The 21,821-nt window shown below is 75.6% G+C and carries 18 protein-coding genes and 1 riboswitch; of the genes, 9 read left to right on the top strand and 9 right to left on the bottom strand.

Annotation, left to right across the window (positions count from 1 at the left end; all coding sequences use genetic code 11):
• Window positions 1-5 precede the first annotated feature (5 nt).
• The 3 genes from E1O70_RS05190 to E1O70_RS05180 all read right to left on the bottom strand — a co-directional run bounded on the left by E1O70_RS05190 (window position 6) and on the right by E1O70_RS05180 (window position 3,352).
• Complete coding sequence (locus tag E1O70_RS05190; RefSeq protein WP_061267256.1) at window positions 6-659, bottom strand: hypothetical protein; 654 nt, start codon at window positions 657-659, stop codon at window positions 6-8.
• A gap of 90 nt (window positions 660-749) precedes the next feature.
• Window positions 750-2,606 carry a DUF349 domain-containing protein gene (locus E1O70_RS05185; RefSeq protein WP_240696603.1) on the bottom strand — a complete coding sequence of 619 codons (1,857 nt, stop codon included), beginning with the start codon at window positions 2,604-2,606 and terminating at the stop codon, window positions 750-752.
• The gene (locus E1O70_RS05180; protein WP_061267257.1) at window positions 2,603-3,352 is read right to left on the bottom strand and encodes a peptidylprolyl isomerase; all 750 of its coding nucleotides are present in this window, start codon (window positions 3,350-3,352) and stop codon (window positions 2,603-2,605) included. The genes E1O70_RS05185 and E1O70_RS05180 overlap by 4 nt, the downstream gene beginning before the upstream one ends.
• Before the next feature lie 212 nt (window positions 3,353-3,564).
• On the opposite strand from E1O70_RS05180, the gene E1O70_RS05175 reads away from it, so the two are divergent.
• The 3 genes from E1O70_RS05175 (at window position 3,565) to E1O70_RS05165 (ending at window position 6,504) form a co-directional block, all read left to right on the top strand.
• The gene (locus E1O70_RS05175) at window positions 3,565-4,347 is read left to right on the top strand and encodes an MBL fold metallo-hydrolase (RefSeq protein WP_306303291.1); all 783 of its coding nucleotides are present in this window, start codon (window positions 3,565-3,567) and stop codon (window positions 4,345-4,347) included.
• A gap of 61 nt (window positions 4,348-4,408) precedes the next feature.
• A complete protein-coding gene (gene hisS / locus E1O70_RS05170; protein WP_061267259.1) occupies window positions 4,409-5,806 on the top strand; it encodes a histidine--tRNA ligase in 1,398 nt (465 codons plus the stop codon).
• Window positions 5,807-5,835: 29 nt separating this feature from the next.
• Entirely contained in the window at window positions 5,836-6,504 is a 669-nt protein-coding gene (locus tag E1O70_RS05165; protein WP_061267260.1) for a M23 family metallopeptidase, read from the top strand.
• Window positions 6,505-6,521: 17 nt separating this feature from the next.
• On the opposite strand, the gene E1O70_RS05160 is transcribed toward E1O70_RS05165, so the two are convergent.
• The 3 genes from E1O70_RS05160 to E1O70_RS05150 are packed head-to-tail and all read right to left on the bottom strand — an operon-like array spanning window position 6,522 to window position 9,839.
• Window positions 6,522-7,310 carry an energy-coupling factor transporter transmembrane component T family protein gene (locus E1O70_RS05160; RefSeq protein WP_061267261.1) on the bottom strand — a complete coding sequence of 263 codons (789 nt, stop codon included), beginning with the start codon at window positions 7,308-7,310 and terminating at the stop codon, window positions 6,522-6,524.
• Window positions 7,307-9,133 carry an ABC transporter ATP-binding protein gene (locus tag E1O70_RS05155; protein ID WP_061267262.1) on the bottom strand — a complete coding sequence of 609 codons (1,827 nt, stop codon included), beginning with the start codon at window positions 9,131-9,133 and terminating at the stop codon, window positions 7,307-7,309. The genes E1O70_RS05160 and E1O70_RS05155 overlap by 4 nt, the downstream gene beginning before the upstream one ends.
• Window positions 9,126-9,839 (bottom strand): ECF transporter S component, encoded by a 714-nt coding sequence (locus E1O70_RS05150; RefSeq protein ID WP_082774339.1) that lies wholly within the window; start codon window positions 9,837-9,839, stop codon window positions 9,126-9,128. The genes E1O70_RS05155 and E1O70_RS05150 overlap by 8 nt, the downstream gene beginning before the upstream one ends.
• 105 nt (window positions 9,840-9,944) lie before the next feature.
• A riboswitch (TPP riboswitch) is annotated at window positions 9,945-10,064 on the bottom strand.
• A gap of 144 nt (window positions 10,065-10,208) precedes the next feature.
• Here E1O70_RS05150 and E1O70_RS05145 point away from each other — a divergent pair.
• The gene (locus tag E1O70_RS05145) at window positions 10,209-10,646 is read left to right on the top strand and encodes a hypothetical protein (RefSeq protein WP_061267263.1); all 438 of its coding nucleotides are present in this window, start codon (window positions 10,209-10,211) and stop codon (window positions 10,644-10,646) included.
• Window positions 10,647-10,689: 43 nt separating this feature from the next.
• Window positions 10,690-12,345 (top strand): Rv2578c family radical SAM protein, encoded by a 1,656-nt coding sequence (locus tag E1O70_RS05140; protein ID WP_061267264.1) that lies wholly within the window; start codon window positions 10,690-10,692, stop codon window positions 12,343-12,345.
• Window positions 12,346-12,351: 6 nt separating this feature from the next.
• Here the strand turns inward: E1O70_RS05140 and E1O70_RS05135 are convergent, their stop codons facing one another.
• Window positions 12,352-12,819 (bottom strand): PPOX class F420-dependent oxidoreductase, encoded by a 468-nt coding sequence (locus E1O70_RS05135; protein ID WP_043660852.1) that lies wholly within the window; start codon window positions 12,817-12,819, stop codon window positions 12,352-12,354.
• A gap of 280 nt (window positions 12,820-13,099) precedes the next feature.
• Here E1O70_RS05135 and aspS point away from each other — a divergent pair, with 280 nt between their 5' ends.
• The 3 genes from aspS (at window position 13,100) to E1O70_RS05120 (ending at window position 17,031) form a co-directional block, all read left to right on the top strand.
• Window positions 13,100-14,935 (top strand): aspartate--tRNA ligase, encoded by a 1,836-nt coding sequence (gene aspS, locus E1O70_RS05130; RefSeq protein ID WP_082774340.1) that lies wholly within the window; start codon window positions 13,100-13,102, stop codon window positions 14,933-14,935.
• A 219-nt stretch (window positions 14,936-15,154) separates the two neighbouring features.
• Window positions 15,155-16,642: a glycosyltransferase family 2 protein gene (locus E1O70_RS05125; RefSeq protein WP_240696602.1), complete on the top strand. Its 1,488-nt coding sequence runs from the start codon at window positions 15,155-15,157 to the stop codon at window positions 16,640-16,642.
• Window positions 16,639-17,031, top strand: a complete 393-nt coding sequence (locus E1O70_RS05120) for a hypothetical protein (protein ID WP_061267266.1) — start codon at window positions 16,639-16,641, stop codon at window positions 17,029-17,031. The genes E1O70_RS05125 and E1O70_RS05120 overlap by 4 nt, the downstream gene beginning before the upstream one ends.
• Here the strand turns inward: E1O70_RS05120 and E1O70_RS05115 are convergent.
• Window positions 17,007-17,765: a response regulator transcription factor gene (locus tag E1O70_RS05115; RefSeq protein ID WP_061267267.1), complete on the bottom strand. Its 759-nt coding sequence runs from the start codon at window positions 17,763-17,765 to the stop codon at window positions 17,007-17,009. The genes E1O70_RS05120 and E1O70_RS05115 overlap by 25 nt on opposite strands.
• A 90-nt stretch (window positions 17,766-17,855) precedes the next feature.
• Window positions 17,856-20,114, bottom strand: a complete 2,259-nt coding sequence (locus E1O70_RS05110) for an MMPL family transporter (RefSeq protein ID WP_061267268.1) — start codon at window positions 20,112-20,114, stop codon at window positions 17,856-17,858.
• A gap of 109 nt (window positions 20,115-20,223) precedes the next feature.
• Between E1O70_RS05110 and E1O70_RS05105 the strand changes: the two genes are divergently transcribed.
• Window positions 20,224-21,717 carry a replication-associated recombination protein A gene (locus tag E1O70_RS05105; protein ID WP_061267269.1) on the top strand — a complete coding sequence of 498 codons (1,494 nt, stop codon included), beginning with the start codon at window positions 20,224-20,226 and terminating at the stop codon, window positions 21,715-21,717.
• The last annotated feature ends 104 nt before the right edge of the window (window positions 21,718-21,821 follow it).

The following is a 21,821-nucleotide window of genomic DNA, read 5'->3' as shown; positions in this document are numbered from 1 at the left end:
CCAACCTAGACCGGGTCGTCGGTCCCGGCGAGCAGGAGCGCGAGGGTGCGTCGCGCCTGCGGCCGGCCGGCCCACCGGTGGCGCAGCTCGAGCGACCGCGCCGCCGTACGAGCGTCGAGCCCGCACACCGCCTCCAGCCGGCGCAGGGTGCTCAGCGCCTGCACCGGCTCGCACCGGGTGGCGACGTCGAGCGCGGTCCGCAGCACCGACGTGACGAGGACGCCCGCGACGAGGCTCGTCTCGTCGCGCAGCACGTGCGCCTGCCGCGCCGCCCGGCCCCGCCGCGGCGGCGGGCGATGACGCCCGGGCGGGTGGACGACGTCGAGCACCCGGGGCGGCGCGGAGCCGCACAGCACCCACGCGGCGGCCGCGCCCGCGAGCACCGTGCCGCGCGGCACCTGGTCGCGGACGGCGAGCGCGCGCAGCGTGGGGGTGACGGGGACGCTCGCCGGAGCGGCGACGTCGCCCCACAGCCGACGCAGGGCGCCCGCGCGGACGAGCTCCTGGAAGGCCGCCGGCCCGCCGACCTCCTCCGGGACGACGAGGAGGCCGACCTCCGGTCCCGGCGGCGCGAGCAGGTGCGCGAGCGCGGCGGCGGGGACGTGCCCCGTGGCGCGGGCGGGTACGGCGTGGTCGGGCGCGGTCGTGGCTGCGGGCACGGCCCTACCGTGCCGCACGGCCGTGGGGACACGGAAGGGCCGGCGCTCGTCTGTGGACGAGCGCCGGCCCTGCGACCGAGCGGGAGTGCGTCAGCCCCGCGAGTCCTCCGCCGCGCGGACGACCTGCTCGAGCCAGGAGCGCCGCGCGGCGAGCGCCGTCTCGGCCTCCTTGACCGCGCGTGCGTCCCCGCGGCTCTGCGCGGCGGCGAGGTCGGCCTCGAGCGCCTCGATCGCGGCCTCGAGCTGTGCCGCCGCACCCTCCGCGCGGGCGCGCGTCTCGGGGTTGCTCCGCGTCCACTGCGCCTGCTCGGCGTCGCGGACCGCGTTCTCGACGGCACGCAGGCGGCCCTCGACGCGCTGCAGGTCGCCGCGCGGCACGCGGCCGGCCTCCTCCCAGCGCTCCTGGAGGTCGCGCAGCGCCGCCTTGGCCGCGGCGAGGTCCTTGACGGGCACGAGCGCCTCCGCCTCGGTGAGCAGCGCCTCCTTGACCTCGAGGTTCGCCGCGTACTCGGCGTCCGTCGCGGAGTTCACCGCGTCGCGCGCCTGGAAGAACGTGTCCTGGGCGGCGCGGAAGCGGGCCCACAGCGCGTCGTCGTCCTTGCGGCTCGCCCGGCCCGCGGCCTTCCAGCGCGCCATGAGGTCGCGGTACGCGCCCGCCGTCGGGCCCCAGTCGGTGCTCGACGACAGCGCCTCGGCCTCTGCGACCAGCTTCTCCTTCGCGGCCTTGGCGGAGGCGTTGCGCTGCTCGAGCTCGGCGAAGTAGTGCCGGCGCTCGCGGTCGAACGCGGTGCGCGCGTGGCTGAACCGCTTCCACAGCGCCTCCTCGCTCGCGCGGTCGATGCGCGGTCCCGAGCGCTGGGCCTCCTTCCAGCGCTCCAGCAGTCCGCGCAGCTCCTCGCCCGCGGGCCGCCACTGCATGCGGCTCGGGTCGGTCGCGGCGATCTTCTCCGCAGCCTCGATGATCTCTGTGCGGGCCTCGAGAGCCGCGGCCTTCGCCGCGGCGCGCTCCGCCTCGAGCTGTGCGCGACGCTCGGCAGCGGCGCCGCGCAGCGACTCGACCTGCGCCCGGAGCCCGTCGAGGTCGCCGACCGCGGAGGGCTCCGCGGTCTCCTCGGTGAGCCGGGCGATCGTCTGGTCGATCTCCTTGACCGACAGGTCTGTGCTCGTCAGCCGCGCCTCGAACAGCGCGACCTTCGCCTGGAGGTCGAGGTAGCGGCGCACGTACAGCGTGAGGGCCTCGTCGGCGCCGACGCCCGGGAACTGCCCGACGGAGCGCTCGCCCGCGCTCTCGCGGACGTACACCGTGCCGTCCTCGTCGACCCGACCGAACGCGGCGGCGGCCTTGGCGGCGGCCGAGTCGTCGGCCAGCGCCGGGACGGCCGGGACCTCCGGCACGACGGCCGCTGCGGCGGGAGCGCCCGCGGCCGGGGCGGCCGGCTTGCGCGGTGGGTGCGGGAGCGCCGACGGCTTGGGCCGCGGCCCGGGACGCGGGGCGGCGGGCCGGGGTGCCGCCCCGGCGGGTGCCGTCGTCTCAGCGGGTGCCGTCGCCCCGGTGGTGGGAGCTGCGTCGTCGGCTGCGTCGGCGGCAGGCGCCTCCGCTGCCGCGGCAGCGGGCGTGTCGGTCTCGGCCTCGGCGGCGGGAGCGTCGTCGGCCGCGGGGGCCCCGGTCTGCTCGGCCGCGGGGGCGGTCTCGGCCTCCGCTGCCGGTGCGTCGGTCGCCTCGGCCTCGGCGGCAGGCGTGGCCTCCACCTGCTCGGCCGGGGCGGCGACCTCGGCCGCGGCGGAGGCGGGACCCTCGTCGGTGGCCTCGGTGGCCTCGGTGGCCTCGGTGGCCTCGGTGGCCTCCGGCGTCGGCTCCACGTCTGTCGCGTCGACCCGTCCGGTCTCGCTCGCCTCCGCGGGCTCCGGTGCCGGTGCGCTCGCCTGGTTCTGGGCGGGATCGCTCACTGGGTCTCAACTCCTTCGATGGTGACCGGGGTGGCGGGGGACCCGTCGCCGGATCCGTCCTGCGTCCCCGCGTCAGCGACTGCCTGGACGACGTCCAGGCCGGACGTGATGGTGCCGAACACCGTGTAACCACCCGCCGCGTCGGACGGGATGGTCGAGTTCTCGTAGACGAGGAAGAACTGCGAGCCCATCGAGTCGCCGTCCCCGCCCTGGCGGGCCATCGCGACGGTCCCCGCGGGGTAGACGTCGTCGGTGGGGGCGTTCTCGACGGGGCCGAACTTGTAGCCCGGGTCGCCCGTGCCGGTGCCCGTCGGGTCGCCGCACTGGAGCACGTAGATGCCCGACGTCGTGAGGCGGTGGCACGACGTGCCGTCGAAGTACCCGGACTCGGCGAGGGACACGAAGCTCGCGACCGCCTGCGGGGCGGCCGCGCCGTCGAGCGTGAGCGTGAGGTCGCCCGCGCTCGTGGTGAGCGTCGTGGTCCAGTCACGGCCCTCGGCGGCGGACGCGGGCGGCAGGGTGTGCTCGCCCGACGGCGCCGCGCCCGTGCCTCCGCCCGGGTCGGTGCCGGGATCCTGGGTGGCGGCGAGCGCCCACCAGACGGCGACGCCGATCACGACGAGCGCGACGACGACGCCCACGATCGACCACGTGCGCTGGCGCTTCGCCCGGAGCTGGGCCACGTGACGGTCCCACTTCTCCTCACGACGACGCGCCTGCTCGCGCTCGCGACTCTTCGTCGACACCCCAGCTCCTTCGTCCGGCGCCGCGACGGCGCGCACGGTCGACCCCGGTGCGGCCGTGGTCGGTACGGGACAGTCTAGGCACCGAGAACCCTGGTGGCGGGTGGATTTGCCGCGCGCAGGTCACGGTCCGGTATCGACGCCGCCGCCCGAAACCCGTCCTGCGCTCGCCCGGAGCCGCCCCGCCGCCCGTGCCGCGGGCTACCCTCGCCCTCGTGGACCGACCTCGTGGCACGACGCCGACTCCCTCTACCGAGCACGGCCCGACCCCGCCCGGACCGGCCGTGCACGTGGTGGTGGCGCCCGTCTTCGGCACGAACTGCACGGTCGTGAGCGCCCCGGGCGGCGACTGCGTCGTGGTCGACGCGGGGGCGGGGGTCGCGGACGCCGTCGTCGAGCACGTCCGCTCCGCGGGCCTCGTGCCCCGCGCCGTCCTCGCGACGCACGGCCACGTGGACCACACGTGGGACGCCGCGGCGCTCGCCGACCGCTTCGGGGTGCCCGTCGTGCTGCACGCGGCCGACGCGTACCGGCTCGCGGACCCGTTCGGGAGCCTGGAGCACGGCGGGTCCGCCGCGAGCCGGCCGGGCGCCGTCGTGTCCGGCCCGCTCGGCGCGGCGCTCGCGGCGGCAGGCGCCGGGCCGCAGGACTACCGCGAGCCGGGCCGCGTCGAGACGTTCGACGTGCCCGCGGGCGGCGAGCGGGAGCTGCGCTGGGGCGGCGTCGCGCTGCGCGCGGTGGGCGCGCCCGGGCACACCGAGGGCTCCACGCTCTACCTGGTCGGCGAGCCGGGATCGGGCCTCGTGCTCAGCGGCGACGTCCTCTTCGCGGGCTCCGTCGGCCGCACCGACCTGCCGGGCGGGGACGGCGCGACGATGGCCCGCACCCTGCGCGACGTCGTCGCGCACCTGGACCCGGCCTGGGACGTGCTCCCGGGGCACGGCCCGGCGACGACGGTCGCGCGCGAGCTGGCGACGAACCCCTTCCTCGCCCGCTGAGCGCGGGTCCGGGGGCCGGACGATGCGGTCGCGGGTGCCGGCGTCTGGGAAGATCTGACCCATGGCCAGGCCCACACCCCTCTCCGGTTTCCCCGAATGGCTCCCCGACGGTCGCATCGTCGAGCAGCACGTCCTCGACACCCTGCGCCGGGTGTTCGAGCTGCACGGGTTCGCCGGGATCGAGACGCGCGCGGTCGAGCCGCTCGACCAGCTCCTGCGCAAGGGCGAGACGTCGAAGGAGGTCTACGTCCTGCGCAGGCTCCAGGAGGAGCCGCAGGACGACGCCGCGGCCGGGTCGGCCGCGAAGGGCGACAAGCAGCTCGGCCTGCACTTCGACCTGACCGTCCCCTTCGCGCGCTACGTGCTCGAGAACGCCGGGCACCTCGCGTTCCCGTTCAAGCGCTACCAGATCCAGAAGGTGTGGCGCGGCGAGCGCCCCCAGGACGGGCGCTTCCGCGAGTTCACCCAGGCCGACGTCGACGTCGTCGGCGCGGGCGAGCTGCCCTACCACTACGAGGTCGAGCTGCCGCTCGTCATGGCCGAGGCCCTGGGCGCGCTGCGCGACATCGGCGTGCCCGAGGTCCGCGTCCTCGTGAACAACCGCCGGGTCGCCGAGGGGTTCTACCGCGGACTCGGCATCGACGCGGTCGACGACGTCCTGCGCCAGATCGACAAGCTCGACAAGGTCGGCCCCGAGAGGGTCGCCGCGCTGCTCGAGTCCGAGGCCGGCACGACGCCCGAGCAGGCGCAGGCGTGCCTCGCGCTCGCGGGTATCAGCGGGAGCGACTCCGGCGTGGTCGACCGCGTGCGGGCGCTCGCGGCCGAGCACGGCGTGGAGAACGAGCTGCTGGAGACCGGGCTCGGCGAGCTCGGCGCGCTGATCGAGGCCGCGAGCGTGCGCGCCCCGGGCGTCGTCGTCGCCGACCTCAAGATCGCGCGCGGCCTCGACTACTACACCGGGTCCGTCTACGAGACCGTGCTCGTGGGCCACGAGCAGCTCGGCTCGATCTGCTCGGGCGGGCGCTACGACACGCTCGCGTCCGACGGCGCGAACACCTACCCCGGCGTCGGCCTGTCGATCGGCGTGTCCCGGCTCGTGTCGCGCCTGCTCTCCGCCGGCCTCGTGCGCGCGACGCGGTCGGTGCCGAGCGCCGTCGTCGTGGCCGTCACGAGCGAGGAGACGCGCGACGCCTCCGACGCCGTCGCGCACGCGCTGCGCGCCCGCGGGGTCCCGGTCGAGGTCGCGCCCGCCGCCGCGAAGTTCGGCAAGCAGATCCGCTACGCCGACCGGCGCGGCATCCCGTTCGTCTGGTTCCCCGGGCGCGTCGAGGACGACGGCACGCGCTCGCCCGACCAGGTGAAGGACATCCGCTCGGGGGAGCAGGTCGACGCCGACGCGGCGACGTGGGAGCCGCCCGCCGAGGACCGCTTCCCGCGCGTCGTGCCCGCGGAGGGCTGACCCCGCCGCACCGGGGAGGGGAGGGCGCCGTGACGCGACCGGTCGAGCTCGCCCTGCCCTTCCAGGGGACGTGGCTCGTGCGCAACAGCCCGGCGCGCCGCGTGCCGAGCCACGGCACCGACCTCTTCGCGACGACGTACGCGATCGACTTCGTCGCCGTCCGAGGGCGGCGCACCGCCGCCGTGCGCGACTGGCGCACCGCGCTGAGCACCGAGCCGCCCGAACGGTTCGTCGCGTTCGGGCGGCCCGTGCTCGCCCCGGCGGCGGGCACCGTCGTCGCGGTGCACGACGGCGAGCCCGACCACGAGGCCCGCCGGTCGCCCATCGCGCTGCTCGGCTACGCGCTCACGCAGGCGGCGCGGGCGCGCGGCGGTGCCGCGGCGCTCGCGGGCAACCACGTGGTGCTCGCCCTGGACCCGCCCGGCACGTACGTCGTCCTCGCGCACCTGCGCGCCGGGTCCGTGGCCGTCGTGCCCGGCCGACGGGTCGAGGCGGGCGACGAGCTGGGCCGGTGCGGGAGCTCGGGGAACTCGACGCAGCCGCACGTGCACCTGCAGGTCATGGACGCGCCGGACGCGCTCGCCGCCCGCGGGCTGCCGCTCGTCTTCCGGGGCTTCCGCGAGCGGTCCCGCGACGGCTCGTCGCGCGTCGTGGACCTCGGCGTCCCGGCGGAGGGCGCGGTCGTCGAGCCTGCGTGACCGCGGTCCGGCAAGCCTCACGCCGTGAGCGCGCCCAGCCCCGTGACCCAGCCCGCACGGACCCCGACGACGACCACCGCCGCGGCGACGGCGAGCACGGCGACCGCAGCGACGACGTCGGGCACGCCGAGCGGGACGGGCCGCGCCGTGGTGCGTGGACCGGAGCCCAGGCCGCGCGACTCGAGCGCCACGGTCAGGCGCTCGGACCGGCGCACGGCGCCGACGAGGAGGGCGTACGCGGCGGTCCCGAGCGCGCGGGGGGACCGGGGGAGCGTGCCGGGCCGCCGCCGCGGGTCGCGCACGGCCTGCGCGCAGCGGATCGTGTGCCAGGCGTCGGGCAGCTCGACGAGCAGCCGGTGGGCCGCGAGCACCGCGTACGTCCACGTCAGGGGCAGCCGCCCGTGCTGGTGGAGGCTCGTCATGAGGTGCACCGGGCCGGTCGTCACCGCGACCGTGAGCGAGAGGGCGCCGACGAGAAGCGTGCGCACGGCGAGCCCGGCGCCGATCGTCAGGCCGTCGGAGCCGACGGTGACCGGGCCCAGGTCGACCGGGTCGCCGCCGGGCCGGGTGGCGACGTTGACGACCAGCAGGCTCGTCGCGAACACGAGGAAGGGCACGTGCGCCAGGGCGAGCGTGCGCACGGGGACGCGTCCCGCGACCAGCAGCGCCGCGACCGTGAGCACCCACCCGATCGCGGGGGTGTACGGGTCGGTGACGAGCAGCGCACCCGTCGACACGACGAGGACGGTCGCGAGCTTGACCGTCGGGTTCCAGCGCCCGAGGGGCGTGCTGTGCGGAGCGGTCACGGGGCGACCTCCGCGAGGGCTGCGGGCGCGGTCTCTGCGGGGTCGGCTGCGACGGCGCCGACGGTGGCGTCGAGCGCCCGGACGAGCGCGCCCGGGTCCACGCCGTGGCGGCGGCCCGTGCGGGCCCACCACGCGAGCAGGGGAGGACGGCGCAGGCTGGCGCGCCGGCACAGCGCGTCGTCGGCCAGCACGGTGGCGGGCGGCCCCAGCGCCACGAGCCGGCCGCCGACGACGACGGCGACGCGGTCGGCGAGGGCCGCGACGAGCGCGAGGTCGTGCGTGACGACGACCACCGCGCCGCCCGCGTCGGCGCGCTCGCGCAGCGCGTGGGCGACGGCGTCCGCCTGGGCGCGGTCGAGCCCCGACGTGGGCTCGTCGGCGAGGAGGACGGGCGGGTCGAGCACCGTCGCCGTCGCGAGGGAAAGGCGCCGCTGCTCGCCGCCGGAGAGCCGGTACGGGTTCGCGTCGGCGAGGTGCGTGAGGGCGAACGCGTCCAGGGTGCGCGCGACGCGTCCGTCGACGCCGTCGAGCCGCGCGAGCCGGGCCGACCAGGCGACCTCGTCGCGGACCGTGCGCGCGAGGAGCTGGTGCTCCGGGTCCTGGAACACCATCGCGACGGGCGCACCGGGCGCCGTCGCGACCTCGCCCGTGGTCCGTTCGAGTCCCGCCAGCCCGCGCAGGAGGGTCGACTTGCCGCCGCCGTTCGGCCCCACCACCGCGAGCACCTCACCCGCGTGCACGTCGAGGTCGACGTCGCGCACCACCGGCGTCTCGTCCCGCCCGCGCCGCCGGTGGCCTGCCGCGGCACGGTGCACCGCGAGGCGTCGGGCACGCAGGGCGACCGGGCCGGCGTCCGCGGCGCGGGGGTCGACGGTGCGGGCGGCGGCGCGCGCGAGGTCGACGAGCCAGGCGTCGGTCGCGGGCGCGCCGAGCGTGCCCGGGGCTCCTGCCTGCCGGAGCCGGACGTCGAGCGGCAGCCAGCACCCGAGCGCGGCGAGCGTGGCGGCGTGCGCGCGCAGGACGGCGGTCGTGGGGCCGTGCGCGACGACGCGACCGGTGCCGTCGAGCACGAGCGTCGCGGCCGGGAGGGTCCCGACGTCGTCGAGGCGGTGCTCGACGAGCACGACCGACCGGCCGGGGGTGTCGGGCGCGTCCCGTCCGGGCGCCCGGACGAGCCCGCCCACGAGCGTCCCGACCTCGTGCGCCGCGGCCGGGTCGAGGAACGCCGTCGGCTCGTCGAGGACCACGAGCTCGGGGTCGGCGACGAGCGCCGCCGCGAGGGCGACGCGCTGCGCCTCGCCCCCCGACAGCGCGTGGGTCGGCCGGTCGTGCAGATGGTCCGCGCCGACGGCGGCGAGCGCGGCGGTCGCGCGGGCGTCCATCGTGCGCGGGTCCGCCGCCCGGTTCTCGAGCGCGAACCGCAGCTCGTCGTCGACGCGGGCGAGACAGAGCTGGTCGCCCGGCCGCTGCTGGACGAGGCCGACGCGCGCGGCGAGCGCCGCCGGGGTCGTGTCGCGCGGGTCGACGCCCGTCACGCGCAGGTCGCCCGTGACCGACCCCGGGAGCGTGTGGGGCACGACGCCGACGAGCGCACGCAGCAGCGTGGACTTCCCGCAGCCCGAGGGGCCGAGCACGAGCAGCCCGGTGCCCGCGGGGACGGTGAGCGTGAGGTCGTCGAGCACGCGCGTGCCGTCGTGGCCCACGGCGACGGTCAGACCGGCGGCGGCGACGGCGTCGGGCACGTCGCAGGGCACGTCGCAGGGCATGTCGCCGGGCACGGCGTCCGGCGTGACGTCCGGTGCGGCGGTCGGTGCCTCAGCCACGGCGGTCGGCCCCGATTGCGAAGGCGTCGAGCGCGCCGGTGCGGGCGAGGGCGTCGCCGAGGAGGCGCGCCGCGATCCCGCACAGCACGACGCACGAGACGACCTGCACGCCGAGCCGGAGCATCGCGTGGTCCTGCCCGAGCCAGCCGAACCGGACCGCGTTGAACGCGTACGTGACGAGCGCCGCGCTGACGCCCGACGCGACGAAGACCCACCAGCCGTAGCGGCGGTACCGGGTGAGGGCGAAGGGGATCTCGGCCCCAGCGCCCTGGACGAGCCCGACGAGGACGAGCAGCGGGCCGGCGGGCGACGCGAGGAAGACCACCTCGACGAGCGCCGCGAGCGTCTCGGTGAGGATGCCGACGCCCGGCTTGCGCACGATGTACGTCGCGAGGGGGCCGACGACGATCCACGCGCCCGCGAGCACGTTGGCGGCGAGGTCCGCGAGCGGTCCCATGGCGAGCTGGAGCGGGGCCCAGAGCTGCACGAACGCCCAGTAGACGAACCCGAACACGACCCCCAGCACGGCGACGAGGACCGTCTCGTGGAGGGTGAGGCCGCGGCGACGGGCACGGCTCGGGGGAGCGGCGACGGCCTCGTGGAGACCAGGGGCGGGCCGCGGGCCGTCGGGCACGCCGTCGGGCGTGGCGCCGGGCGTGGGGGTGGGCGGGGTCGCCCGGGGCGGCGTGGTGCGGGGCTCGGTCATGCGGTTCCCTCCGTCGGGCCCCCGGGGCGAGGGGTGCACGACGGCGCGCCACCGCGGCCCCCGCGCGGACGGCACGCGCGGGGCGCGGGCACGAGCGCGCAGGGGACGGTGACGTCGGCCCTGCTCCCTTCGCTGGTACGAACCAGATCAGGTTCCACGGGTCTGCAGGAGGGACGGGTGTCCGGCCTGCACTCTCAGCGCTCGTGCGCTCCCCGGGGGCGTTCGGCCCGACCCTAGGGCCTGGACGCCCGCCGGACAATCCCGGCGTCTCACCCACCGGGACGCCCGGCCGCCGTGAGAGGGTGGCGGCGACGAGGCGCCCGCGCGGACCGGGGACGGGCTCCGACCACGAGGAACGAGGCAGTGCGCATGACCCGAGACAACGACCCCGCCGCGGTCGCAGAGCTGGACCGCCTCGACGAGGCCGTGCGGAGCGCGCCCGCGGGCGACACGTCGGCCCAGATCGCGCTGTGGCGGCAGACGGTGCGCCTCGGCACGTGGTTCTTCATCGCGCGGGGGTCCGAGGACCAGCCGCGTCCGTACGCCGTCGCTGCGGACCAGGGGCCCATGATCTGCCTCTACAGCAGCGCCGCGCGCGCGGACGAGGCGGCCCGGGCGCTCGGTCTGGCGGACGACGAGACAGGCTCCGTGCCGCTGCTCGGGGTACCCGTGCCGGCGGCGATCGACTACGTCGCGTCCTTCGGCGCGGCCGGGGTCGTCGGTGTCGCGCTGGACCACCCGCGCGTCGGCCACCACATCCCCCTCGGGAACCTGGCGCTGCTCAAGGCGTGGTCCGCCGACGGCTGACCCGCCCTTGACAGCGCGTTCGAACGTTTGTTCGAATAGCGCGATGCGGTGGGACGGACAGGCGCTCGGCGCGGACGACGGCGCGCTCCCCGGGCTGGAGCGGGTCGGCCTCGTCCGCAGCGTGCGCACGCCCGAGTTCGCGGGCATCACGTTCCACGAGGTCACGGCCAAGAGCGCGCTGTCCCAGGTGCCGGCGATGTCGCGCATGCCGTTCCGCTGGACCGTCAACCCGTACCGCGGGTGCAGCCACGCGTGCTCCTACTGCCTCGCGCCCGCCACGCCCGTGCTGCTGGCCGACGGCACGCAACGGCCGATCGGCGAGCTGCGTGTCGGCGACGAGATCGTCGGCACCGCTCCGCACGGCGCGTACCGGCGCTACGTGCGCACCCGGGTGCTCGACCGCTGGACCACCCGCAAGCGCGCCTACCGCGTGACCCTCGCCGACGGCACGCGCCTCGTCGCGAGCGGCGACCACCGGTTCCTCACCGAGCGCGGGTGGCGGCACGTCGTCGGCGGCTCCGGGCACCGCGCCCGCCTGGCGCTCGGCGACGTGCTCGTCGGGCCGGGCGCCGCGGCGCTCGCGGACGGGCGGCCCGTCCTCGACGGCCAGGACGTCACCGGCGGCGAGGCGCTACGCGTCGACTCCCTGGAAGCACTCGACGGGCCGGGGGAGACGACGGAGCTGGTCGACATCACGACCGGCACGCGTGACTTCGTCGCCGCGGGGGTCGTGAGCCACAACTGTTTCGCCCGCCCCACGCACGAGTACCTCGACCTCGACGCGGGCGAGGACTTCGACCGGGAGGTCGTGGTCAAGGTCAACGTCGACGACGTGCTGCGCGCCGAGCTCGCCCGCCCGTCCTGGGCGCGCGAGGCCGTCGCGCTCGGCACCAACACCGACCCGTACCAGCGCGCCGAGGGTCGCTACCGCCTCATGCCCGGCATCATCGACGCGCTCGCCGGGTCGGGCACGCCGCTGTCCGTGCTGACCAAGGGCACGCTCCTGCGCCGCGACCTGCCGCTGCTCGTCGACGCAGCCTCGCGCGTCGAGGTCGGGATCGGCGTGTCCCTCGCGCTCCTGGACCCCGAGCTCCAGGCGAGCGTCGAGCCCGGCACGCCCTCGCCGCGCGCGCGGCTCGACCTCGTCCGCACGGTCCGGGAGGCCGGTCTGCCGTGCGGCGTCATGGTCGCTCCCGTGCTGCCGTGGCTCACCGACTCGACCCGCGCGCTCACCGAGCTGCTCGACGCCGTCAAGGATGCGGGCGCGACGGGCGTCACGGTGCTGCCGCTGCACCTCAAGCCCGGCACGCGCGAGTGGTACATGGGCTGGCTCGCGCGCGAGCACCCGCGCCTCGTCCCCGGGTACGAGCGCGTGTACGCCCGCGGCACGTACGCCTCGACGGCGTACCGGTCCTGGCTGTGGGACCGGGTGCGGCCGATGCTCGAGGCACGCGGGTTCGGGGTCGCGGGCCACCGCGGCCCCGCGGGCGTCGAGGGCCGGTTCCGCCGCGGCGAGCCCGGCGACCGGCACCGCCGGCCAGGGCCGCCGACGGACGGCGCCTACCCGGCCGGCAGCCTCGCCGTCGACCCGGCGCCGCAGGACGCGCGCGACGGCCACGGTGGTGCGCTCGCGGGCATGCCGGTGGACGGCGGCGGGCTCGACGTCGTCGGCGGGGGAGTGGAGCAGGTCCTGTTCTGACCTGTCTCAGGCGTCGGCGAGGCGCGCCGGGAAGCCGCCCGTCGCCACCGGTCCCCAGCGCGTGATCGTCAGCCGCACGAGCGACTTGCCCTGGGTGACCATCGCCGCGCGGTACTCGTCCCAGTCCGGGTGCTCGCCGCCGACGGCGCGGTAGTAGTCGACGAGCGGCTCGACCGACTCGGGCAGGTCGATCACCTCCGCCTCGCCGTCGACCTGCACCCACGGGTCGGAGAACCGCTCGCCCAGGGACAGCAGCGACGCGCGCGGGTCGCGGCGCACGTTGACCGCCTTGGCGCGCTCCGGGTACGTCGACACGACGACCCGACCCGCGTCGTCGACCCCGTACGTGACCGGGCTGAGCTGGGGACGGCCGTCGGCGCGGGTGGTGACGAGGACGCCGTCGTGCCGGGAGCGCAGGAACTCCTCGAGCTCGTCGCGCTCGACGCGCCGGTTCGTCGCGATGGTGCGTGCCACGGGTGACCCTCCTTCGTGCGGGCGGCGGGCCGGACGGCCCTGCCGCGGCCGGTCGGCCCGTGCGCCCGCGGGCGCGGCGCCGGTCCCGGCGGTGCCGCCACGGGACGTCGCGGCGGCACCGCCACGGTATCCGGTCGGCCCGCCGGTCGAGAGCGGACCGTCGACCGCCTCCGGTCGGAGGTATCCGGTCGAGCCGCCCGCCCGCCCGCACTAGACTTCAGCGGACGCGCCCCCGCTCCGGGAGCGCGACCCCCCACCGCCCACCTGGAAGGAACCCTCCGTGCTGCGCACCCGAACGGCCGGCTCACTGCGGGCCGAGCACACCGGTCAGACCGTCACCCTCACGGGCTGGGTCGACCGTCGGCGCGATCACGGCGGCGTCGCCTTCATCGACCTGCGCGACGCCTCCGGCATCGCCCAGGTCGTCATCCGCGACGAGGCCGTCGCGCACCCGCTGCGCAACGAGTTCGTCCTCCAGGTCACGGGCGAGGTCTCGCGCCGCCCCGACGGGAACGAGAACCCGTCGCTGCCCACGGGCGAGATCGAGGTCGTCGCGACCGACGTCGTCGTGCTCAACACCTCCGAGGCCCTGCCGTTCCAGGTGTCGACGGCGCTCGCGGACACCGAGACGATCGGTGAGGAGGCGCGCCTCAAGCACCGCTACCTCGACCTGCGCCGGCCCGCCCCCGCGCACGCCCTGCGCCTGCGCGCCAAGGCGAACCAGGCCGCACGCCGCGTGCTCGACGCCGAGGAGTTCGTCGAGATCGAGACGCCGACGCTCACCCGCTCGACGCCCGAGGGTGCGCGCGACTTCCTCGTGCCCGCGCGCCTCGCGCCCGGCTCCTGGTACGCGCTGCCGCAGTCGCCCCAGCTGTTCAAGCAGCTCCTCATGGTCGCGGGCATGGAGCGCTACTACCAGATCGCGCGCTGCTACCGCGACGAGGACTTCCGTGCGGACCGCCAGCCGGAGTTCACGCAGCTCGACGTCGAGATGAGCTTCGTCGAGCAGGACGACGTCATCGCGCTCGCCGAGAAGATCCTCGTCGCGCTGTGGGAGCTCATCGGGTACACGATCCCGACGCCCATCCCGCGCATGACCTTCCACGACGCCATGCGGCTCTACGGGTCCGACAAGCCCGACCTGCGGTTCGGCAACCCCCTCGTCGAGCTCACGGACTACTTCCGGAACACCCCGTTCCGGGTGTTCCAGGCCGAGTACGTCGGCGCCGTCGTCATGGCGGGCGGGGCCTCGCAGCCGCGCCGCCAGTTCGACGCGTGGCAGGAGTGGGCCAAGCAGCGCGGCGCTCGCGGCCTCGCGTACGTGACGTTCGGCGAGGACGGCACGCTCGGCGGCCCCGTGGCCAAGAACCTGTCCGACGCCGAGCGCGAGGGCCTGCGCGAGGCGACCGGCGCGCAGCCGGGGGACGCCGTGTTCTTCGCCGCGGGCAAGACGTCGGACTCGCGTGCCCTGCTCGGTGCCGCGCGCCAGGAGATCGCGAAGCGGACGGGTCAGATCGACGACGACGCATGGGCGTTCGTCTGGATCGTCGACGCGCCGCTGTTCAAGCCGACCGGCGAGGACGACGACGTCGACCTGGGCCACTCCGCCTGGACCGCCGTGCACCACGCGTTCACGTCGCCCACGCCGGACTGGGTCGACACGTTCGAGCAGAACCCGGGCGAGGCGCTCGCCTACGCCTACGACATCGTGTGCAACGGCAACGAGATCGGCGGCGGGTCCATCCGTATCCACCGTCGCGACGTGCAGGAGCGCGTCTTCGACGTCATGGGGATCGGGCCCGAGGAGGCACAGGAAAAGTTCGGCTTCCTGCTCGACGCCTTCAAGTTCGGCGCGCCCCCGCACGGCGGGATCGCGTTCGGCTGGGACCGCATCGTCGCGCTGCTGACGAAGTCGGACTCCATCCGCGACGTCATCGCGTTCCCCAAGTCGGGCGGCGGGTACGACCCGCTGACGCAGGCACCGGCCCCGATCACGCCCGAGCAGCGCAAGGAGGCGGGCGTCGACGCGAAGCCCGCCGCCCCGTCGCGCGACGGCGGCACCGAGGGTGGCGCGGACGGCGACACGGCCGGCGAGAGCGGGCGCACGGACGCCTGACCCCAGCACGCTCGACGCCGAGGGCGCGCCACCCCGCCGGGTGGCGCGCCCTCCGCGCGTCCGGGCCACGGGGACCGCTGCCGCGGTGCGGCACGAGGCCCGGACCGGGCGAGGACGAAGGCCTGAGCACGTCCCGCGCCCGGATCTTGAGCAGATCCTGAGGTTTCGCTGCGCCGACCCGGCGGGTGCCTCGCGCCGGGGCGCGCAGGATCGTGCTCGTTGAACCCCACGACGAACGAGGCACTCATGACCGCCCTGCTCACCGACCGCGCCCCGGTCGACGTCGACGAGCCCGTGCCCTTCGGTACGGAGCTCGACCGCTACCAGTTCACCCCCGACGAGGTCGTGGTCCAGGAGCCCGCCCGCCGCGCGACGATCGGCGCGATCATCCCCGCGTACAACGAGGGCTCGACGATCAAGTCCGTGCTCAAGGGCATCCTGCGGCAGACCCGCCTGCCGGACGTCGTGCACGTCGTGGTCAACAACACCAGCGACCGCACGTTCGCCAAGGCGTCCAAGCTCGCCGGGGAGCACACGACGCGCCGCCGCGGCGTCGAGCAGACCACGCGCGTGTACGTCCACGACCTGGGCGCCCTCGCGGACAAGAAGGTCGGCGCGCTCAACTACGGGTACCGCCTCGTGCGCGGCGCCGACTACCTCCTCGGCGTGGACGGCGACACCGTGCTCGCCAAGGACGCCGTGGAGCGGCTCGAGGCCGAGATGTCGTCCGACCCGCGCATCGGCGGGATCTCCGCGATCTACACGGTCGACAACGTCTCTCCACGCGGACCCCTCGGCAGGTTCCTCCTCACCGGCCAGCGCGCCCAGTTCGCCGCTTTCAACATGCAGAACCTCCTGCGCGGGCGGAACATGGCCGTCCTCGGCGGTCAGGCCTCGCTGTTCCGCATGTCGGCCCTCGAGGCCGTCATGCTCGCGCACCACCAGCGCGACCCGTGGGTCTCCGACTCCGAGGTCGAGGACTCCCTCCTCAGCCTGCAGATCAAGTCGCTCGGCTACTCGACCAAGATCTCCGCGACCGCTCGCGCGACCGTCGGCGGCATGACGACGCTGCGTGCGCTCGACGGCCAGCAGGTCAAGTGGAACTACGGCGCCATCGACCTCATGTGGCCCGGCCAGCGTGGTGACACGCGGGGCCAGCCGTTCCACCCCAACCTGCGGCTGCGATGGATGGAGAACGTGAGCATGCTCGTCAACGCCGCCACGCGCATCCTGTTCGGACTGCTCGTCGCCGGCGCGCTGAGCCTTCACGCGTTCCGCTTCTCGCCCGTCTGGCTCGTGCCGCCTGCCGTCGCGGTCGCGCTCAACCTCCGGACCGCGCTCTCCATCAACGGCCGTACCTGGCGCGACGTGCTCTTCGCCGCGACCCTCGTCCCGGCCGAGCTCTACATGTGGATCCGCATCGGGCACTTCGTGCGCGCGTGGTCCAAGTTCCTCTCGCGCTCGCGCACCGACAACTGGGCGGCGCAGGCCAAGGCCGAGCGGGGCAGCGGCTGGGCCTACCTCAGCCCGCTCCTCGTCGCTCTGGTCGCCCTCGCCGCCGTGGTGTGGGCGTGGACCACGTTGACGCCAGGCGTCCAGTCCGCCGTCCTGTCCCTCGGGTGGCCGGTGCTCGGCGTGGTGACGATCCTCCAGACGTTCTTCATGCTGCGCCGGCTCGTGCGCCGCCACCACGGTCTCCGCGCGTGAGAGAGGACCTGCGCCGGGCGTGGACGGCGCTCGAGGACGACCTGGACGGTGACGTGCAGGCCGTCCGGCGCTTCTTCGTCGCGTACCGGGACCTCGTCGTCCCACGCGTCGACGCGGCGGCGGTCGCGCTCGCCCGGGGCGACGACGAGGAGGCGCGCAGCACGCTGCTCACCGTGCGGTCGACGTCGCTCATGGTCGGGGCCGCGGAGGTCGGGGACGCCGCCTCCGCGCTGCTCGACCGGCATTTCGCCTCGCACCGTACGACCGCGGACGAGGCGCGCGCGCTCGGGACGCTGCGGGCCGTCGCGCGCAGCGCGTGCGACGAGGTGGCGCTGCTGCTCGGCGACCCGCCGCCCGCCGCCGGTCAGCCCGTGGGGTCGAACCGGTAGCCGACGCCGCGCACGGTGCGGATCCACCGGGGCGACGACGGACCGTCGCCGAGCTTGCGGCGCAGGTTCGCGATGTGCACCTCCACGCTGCGCCGGTCCGCGTCCGTGACGTACGTGCCGGCGTCGTACTCCTCGCCCCACAGGACGCGGACGAGCTCGTTGCGGCTGACGACGCGACCCGCCGCCTCGACGAGCGCTCCCAGGAGGTCGTACTCGCTGCGCGTGAGGTGGACGGCCTCGCCGTCGACCGTGGCGGTGCGGCGCGGGACGTCCAGCAGGAGCCCGTCCGACCCCACGAGGGTCGGCTCGTGGTCCGCCGGGGCGGGCCGGGCGGCGTCGGCGCCGTCCGACGGCAGGCCGCGTCGCGGGCGCCGCAGGAGGGCCTCGATGCGGGCGCGCAGCTCGCGCGGGCGGAACGGCTTCGTCTGGTAGTCGTCGGCACCGGCGTCCAGGCCCATGAGGGTGTCGATCTCGTCGGTGCGCGCGGTGAGCATCACGATGTAGGTGTCGGAGATCTGACGGATGCGCCGGCACACCTCGAACCCGTCGATGTCGGGCAGGCTCACGTCGAGGGTCGTCACGACCGGGTCGGTCCGCCGGACGAGCTCCACGCCCTCGACGCCGGTCGCGGCCGCCTCGGTGACGAAGCCTGCCTGACCGAGCACCGTCTGCAGGAGATCACGGATCTCCGCGTCGTCCTCGACGATGACTGCGGTGCGTGTGTTGTCCGCCATCCGTCTCCCCCCGTGCGACTGAGTCTGCCGCCTACCGTAGCCGCCCGCGGGAGTGCCCGCGCACGAACCGTCCCCGCCGGTCGGAGCGTCTCAGTGGGTGATCGCGAGCCGGCGGTGCACCCGGCGCAGCGGCCCGGGTGCCCACCAGTTGTACCGCCCGAGCAGCGTCATCGTCGCGGGGACCAGCAGGAGGCGCACGATCGTCGCGTCGATGAGGACGGCGACGGCGAGCGCGAACCCGACCTCCTTGATGACGAGCAGGTCGCCGAAGACGAAGCCCGCGAACACGACGACGATGATCGCCGCCGCCGACGTGATGATCCGCCCGGAGCGCTGCAGGCCCAGGCGGACCGCCTCGTCGTTGGAGAGCCCGGCGTCGTACAGCTCCTTGATGCGTGCGAGCAGGAACACCTCGTAGTCCATGGCGAGACCGAACGCGAACGCGACGACGAGCGCGACGACGTACGTCTCGATCCCGCCCACGGACGAGAAGTTCAGGAGCCCTTCGAGGTGGCCGTCCTGGAAGGCCCACACAAGGACCCCGAGCGAGGCGGCGAGCGACAGCGCGTTCGTCAGGAGCGCCTTCACCGGCACCACGACGGAGCCGGTCATGAGAAACAGCAGCACGAGCGTCGCGCCGACGACGATCCCCACGGCCCACCACACGCGCTCGCCGAGCGCCTCGAGGAAGTCGACCTGCCCCGCCGCCTGACCGGTGACCCACACGTCGAAGCCCGGGTCCGTCGCACGGACCTCCCGCACGACCGACACGGCCTCCGGCCCGCCGGCGTCGTCCGCGTCGACGTGCACGCCCACGACGGCGTACGACCCCAGCGGCGCCGCCGGGTCGACGCTCTCGACCCCGTCGAGCGTCGCCACGTCGTCGGCCCACGCCTGGGCGTCCTCGACGCTCGCGTCCACGACGGCGACGACCTGGGCACCCGCACTGGACGGGTACTGCGCGGCGAGCTCGTCCACGAACTCGCGCTGGGGAGAGCCCTGGGGGAGCAGCTCGATCCCGGAGTTCCGCAGCTGCAGCCCGAGCACCGGCAGCGCGAGGACCACGAGGAGCGCCGCGGTGGTGAGCAGCACCCACAGCGGGTGCCGCTGGACGCGCCCGGCGAGACGGGAGAACGCGCCCTCGTCCGACTGCACGTCCGCGGTCCGGGCGAGGACGCGGCGCAGGCCCGGGACCCGGCCGAGCAGCCCCGGGCGGGCGAGGCGACGGCCCGAGTACGCGAGCAGCGCCGGGACGAGGGTGAGCGCCGTCGCGACGGCCACGAGCACGACGCCGAGCCCGGCCGCCCCGACCGCGCGCAGGATGTCCGGGCGGAACACCATGAGCCCCGCGATGGAGATCGCGACCGTCAGCGCCGAGAACGCGACCGTGCGGCCGGCGGTCTCCATGGTGCGCACGAGCGCCGCGTGCACCACGCCGTCGCCGCGCCGCCGGCGCAGCGACGGGTCGTCGCCCGCCTCGATCAGCCGGTGCAGCTCCTCCCGGAACCGCGACACCACGAGCAGCCCGTAGTCGATGGACAGGCCCAGGCCGAGCAGGGTGACGACGTTGACGATGGAGGCGTCGACGTCGAGCACGTACGTCAGGCCCAGCAGCACCCCGAGACCGGCACCGATCGACGCGACGGCCCCGGCCATCGGCATGGCCGCGGCGAGGAAGCCGCCGAAGACGAGCACCATGATGAGCAGCGCCACGGGGAGGGCGACGGCCTCTCCCGTCGTGAGGTCCTCCTTCACCTGGCTCGTGATCGCCTCGACGATGAGCCCGTTCGACCCCACGAGGCCTGTCGCGTCGCCCGCCGCCTCCGGGGCGGCGTCCGCGAGCACGCCCGGCACGGCCTCGAGCTGCTCGACGACGCGGTCCGCGACCGCGTCGGTGCGTTCGGCGTCGAGGTCGGTGCGCAGCGTCACGACCGAGAGGAAGCCGCGCCCGTCCTGCGCGACGAGCGACTGCGCCGCCGGGTCCTCCACGCCGCCCGGGATCACGTACGGGTCGATGACCGTGTCCACGCCCTCGACGGCGACGAGGTCGGCGTCGACCCCCGTCATCGCCTCCACGACCTGCGGGTCCGCCGGGTCGACGCCGGACACCAGGAGCGTGATCTCCGTCCCGCCCTCGTCGTTCTCCGCGAGGACCTGCGACGCCCGCTCGCTGTCCGAGCCCGGGATCGTCGGCGCGCCCGTCGTCACACGGTCGAACACGCTCTCCCCGTGGACGCCGAACAGCGCCAGCGCGAAGCCGAGCGCTGTCAGCAGGACCCACACGACGACGGTGAGACGCGGGTGGCGGGCGACACGACGACCGAGGCTCGAGAACACGAGCGCCAGCATCCCACCCGCCCGCGCCGCGTGTCAGATCCCCCGCGCCCCGGGGCCGGACGTTCACCCGACCTCCTCGACCCGGCACCGCCGCGTGGGCGGCGGTGCGTAGGCTCGAGCCATGTCCACCGGTGATCTCTTCGGCGGCGACCTCTTCGGTGCCGCCACGTCCGGCGCGCAGGGCACGCCGCGACCCGGACCGGGGGCCCCGCTCGCCGTGCGCATGCGCCCCGCCACCCTCGACGAGGTCGCGGGCCAGTCCCACCTCCTCGTGCCCGGCTCGCCCCTGCGGCGGCTCATCCGGTCCGGCAGCGAGAGCGACGCGTCCGGCGGCCGCGCCGCGCCCGGCTCCGTCATCCTCTGGGGCCCGCCCGGCACCGGGAAGACGACGCTCGCCTACCTCATCGCGACCGCCTCCGGCCGCCGCTTCGTCGAGCTCTCCGCCGTGACCGCGGGCGTCAAGGACGTGCGCACCGTCGTCGAGGACGCCCGGCGCCGCCTCGCCACCGGCGGCGAGGAGACCGTCCTCTTCATCGACGAGGTGCACCGCTTCTCCAAGTCCCAGCAGGACGCGCTCCTGCCCAGCGTCGAGAACCGTTGGGTCACGCTCGTCGCGGCGACCACGGAGAACCCGAGCTTCTCCGTCAACTCGCCCCTGCTCTCCCGCTCGCTCCTGCTCACGCTCCAGCCCCTCGGGGACGACGACGTCCGCGCCCTCGTGCGGCGCGCCGTCGCCGACGAGCGAGGGCTGGGCGGCCTCGTCGCGCTCACCGACGAGGCCGAGGACCACCTCGTGCGCCTCGCGGGCGGCGACGCGCGCAAGGCGCTCACCGTGCTCGAGGCCGCCGCGGGCGCCGCGCTGTCCGACGCCCCGGTGCCCGTGCCCGCGACGGCCGTACCGGCCGACGACGACGCCGCGCTCCCCGAGGGTGCGGGGAGCGGCACGCCCGACGCGGGCCCCCCGCCGGTGCCCGTCGACCTCGACGCGGTCGAGCGCGCCGTCGACGTCGCCGCCGTGCGGTACGACCGCGACGGCGACCAGCACTACGACGTCGTGTCCGCGTTCATCAAGTCGATGCGCGGCTCCGACGTCGACGCCTCGCTGCACTACCTCGCCCGCATGATCGCGGCGGGGGAGGACCCACGCTTCATCGCCCGCCGCATCGTCATCGCCGCCGCGGAGGACGTCGGCATGGCCGACCCCTCGGCGCTCCAGACCGCCGTCGCCGCCGCCCAGGCCGTCCAGCTCATCGGCATGCCCGAGGGACGCATCGTCCTCGCCGAGGCCGTCGTGCACCTCGCGACCGCGCCCAAGTCGAACGCCGCCTACCTCGGGATCGACGCGGCGCTCGCGGACGTGCGGGCCGGTCGGGCGGGGTCCGTCCCGCCGCACCTGCGTGACGCGCACTACCCGGGCGCCAAGCAGCTGGGGCACGGCGCGGGCTACCGGTACGCGCACGATGCGCCGCACGGTGTCGCGGCGCAGCAGTACCTGCCGGACTCTCTCGTGGGGTCGCGGTACTACACGCCGACGGACCGCGGGTACGAGCGGCAGGTCACGGAGCGCCTCGGGCGCATCCGCGACATCCTCGACCAGGACGGCCCCGCGCGCTGACGGGGCGGGGACCACGGCGCCCCGCGTGCGGTAGACTGCTCAGGTTGCCTTCGCGGCGACCACCTGGGACCTCGGCCCCGACCCCTCGCTCCTCCTCGCGGTGG

Source organism: Cellulosimicrobium funkei, assembly GCF_004519295.1.
Lineage (GTDB): Bacteria > Actinomycetota > Actinomycetes > Actinomycetales > Cellulomonadaceae > Cellulosimicrobium > Cellulosimicrobium funkei.
This window is presented reverse-complemented; position numbering and strand designations above follow the sequence as displayed.

What these genes read in the sequence shown, in the direction of transcription:
- hisS (WP_061267259.1), top strand. Translation starts at nt 4,409, where the DNA reads ATGGCCAGGCCCACACCCCTCTCCGGTTTCCCCGAATGGCTCCCCGAC.
- E1O70_RS05150 (WP_082774339.1), bottom strand. Translation starts at nt 9,839, where the DNA reads ATGACCGAGCCCCGCACCACGCCGCCCCGGGCGACCCCGCCCACCCCC.
- E1O70_RS05145 (WP_061267263.1), top strand. Translation starts at nt 10,209, where the DNA reads ATGACCCGAGACAACGACCCCGCCGCGGTCGCAGAGCTGGACCGCCTC.
- E1O70_RS05140 (WP_061267264.1), top strand. Translation starts at nt 10,690, where the DNA reads ATGCGGTGGGACGGACAGGCGCTCGGCGCGGACGACGGCGCGCTCCCC.
- E1O70_RS05115 (WP_061267267.1), bottom strand. Translation starts at nt 17,765, where the DNA reads ATGGCGGACAACACACGCACCGCAGTCATCGTCGAGGACGACGCGGAG.
- E1O70_RS05110 (WP_061267268.1), bottom strand. Translation starts at nt 20,114, where the DNA reads ATGCTGGCGCTCGTGTTCTCGAGCCTCGGTCGTCGTGTCGCCCGCCAC.
- E1O70_RS05105 (WP_061267269.1), top strand. Translation starts at nt 20,224, where the DNA reads ATGTCCACCGGTGATCTCTTCGGCGGCGACCTCTTCGGTGCCGCCACG.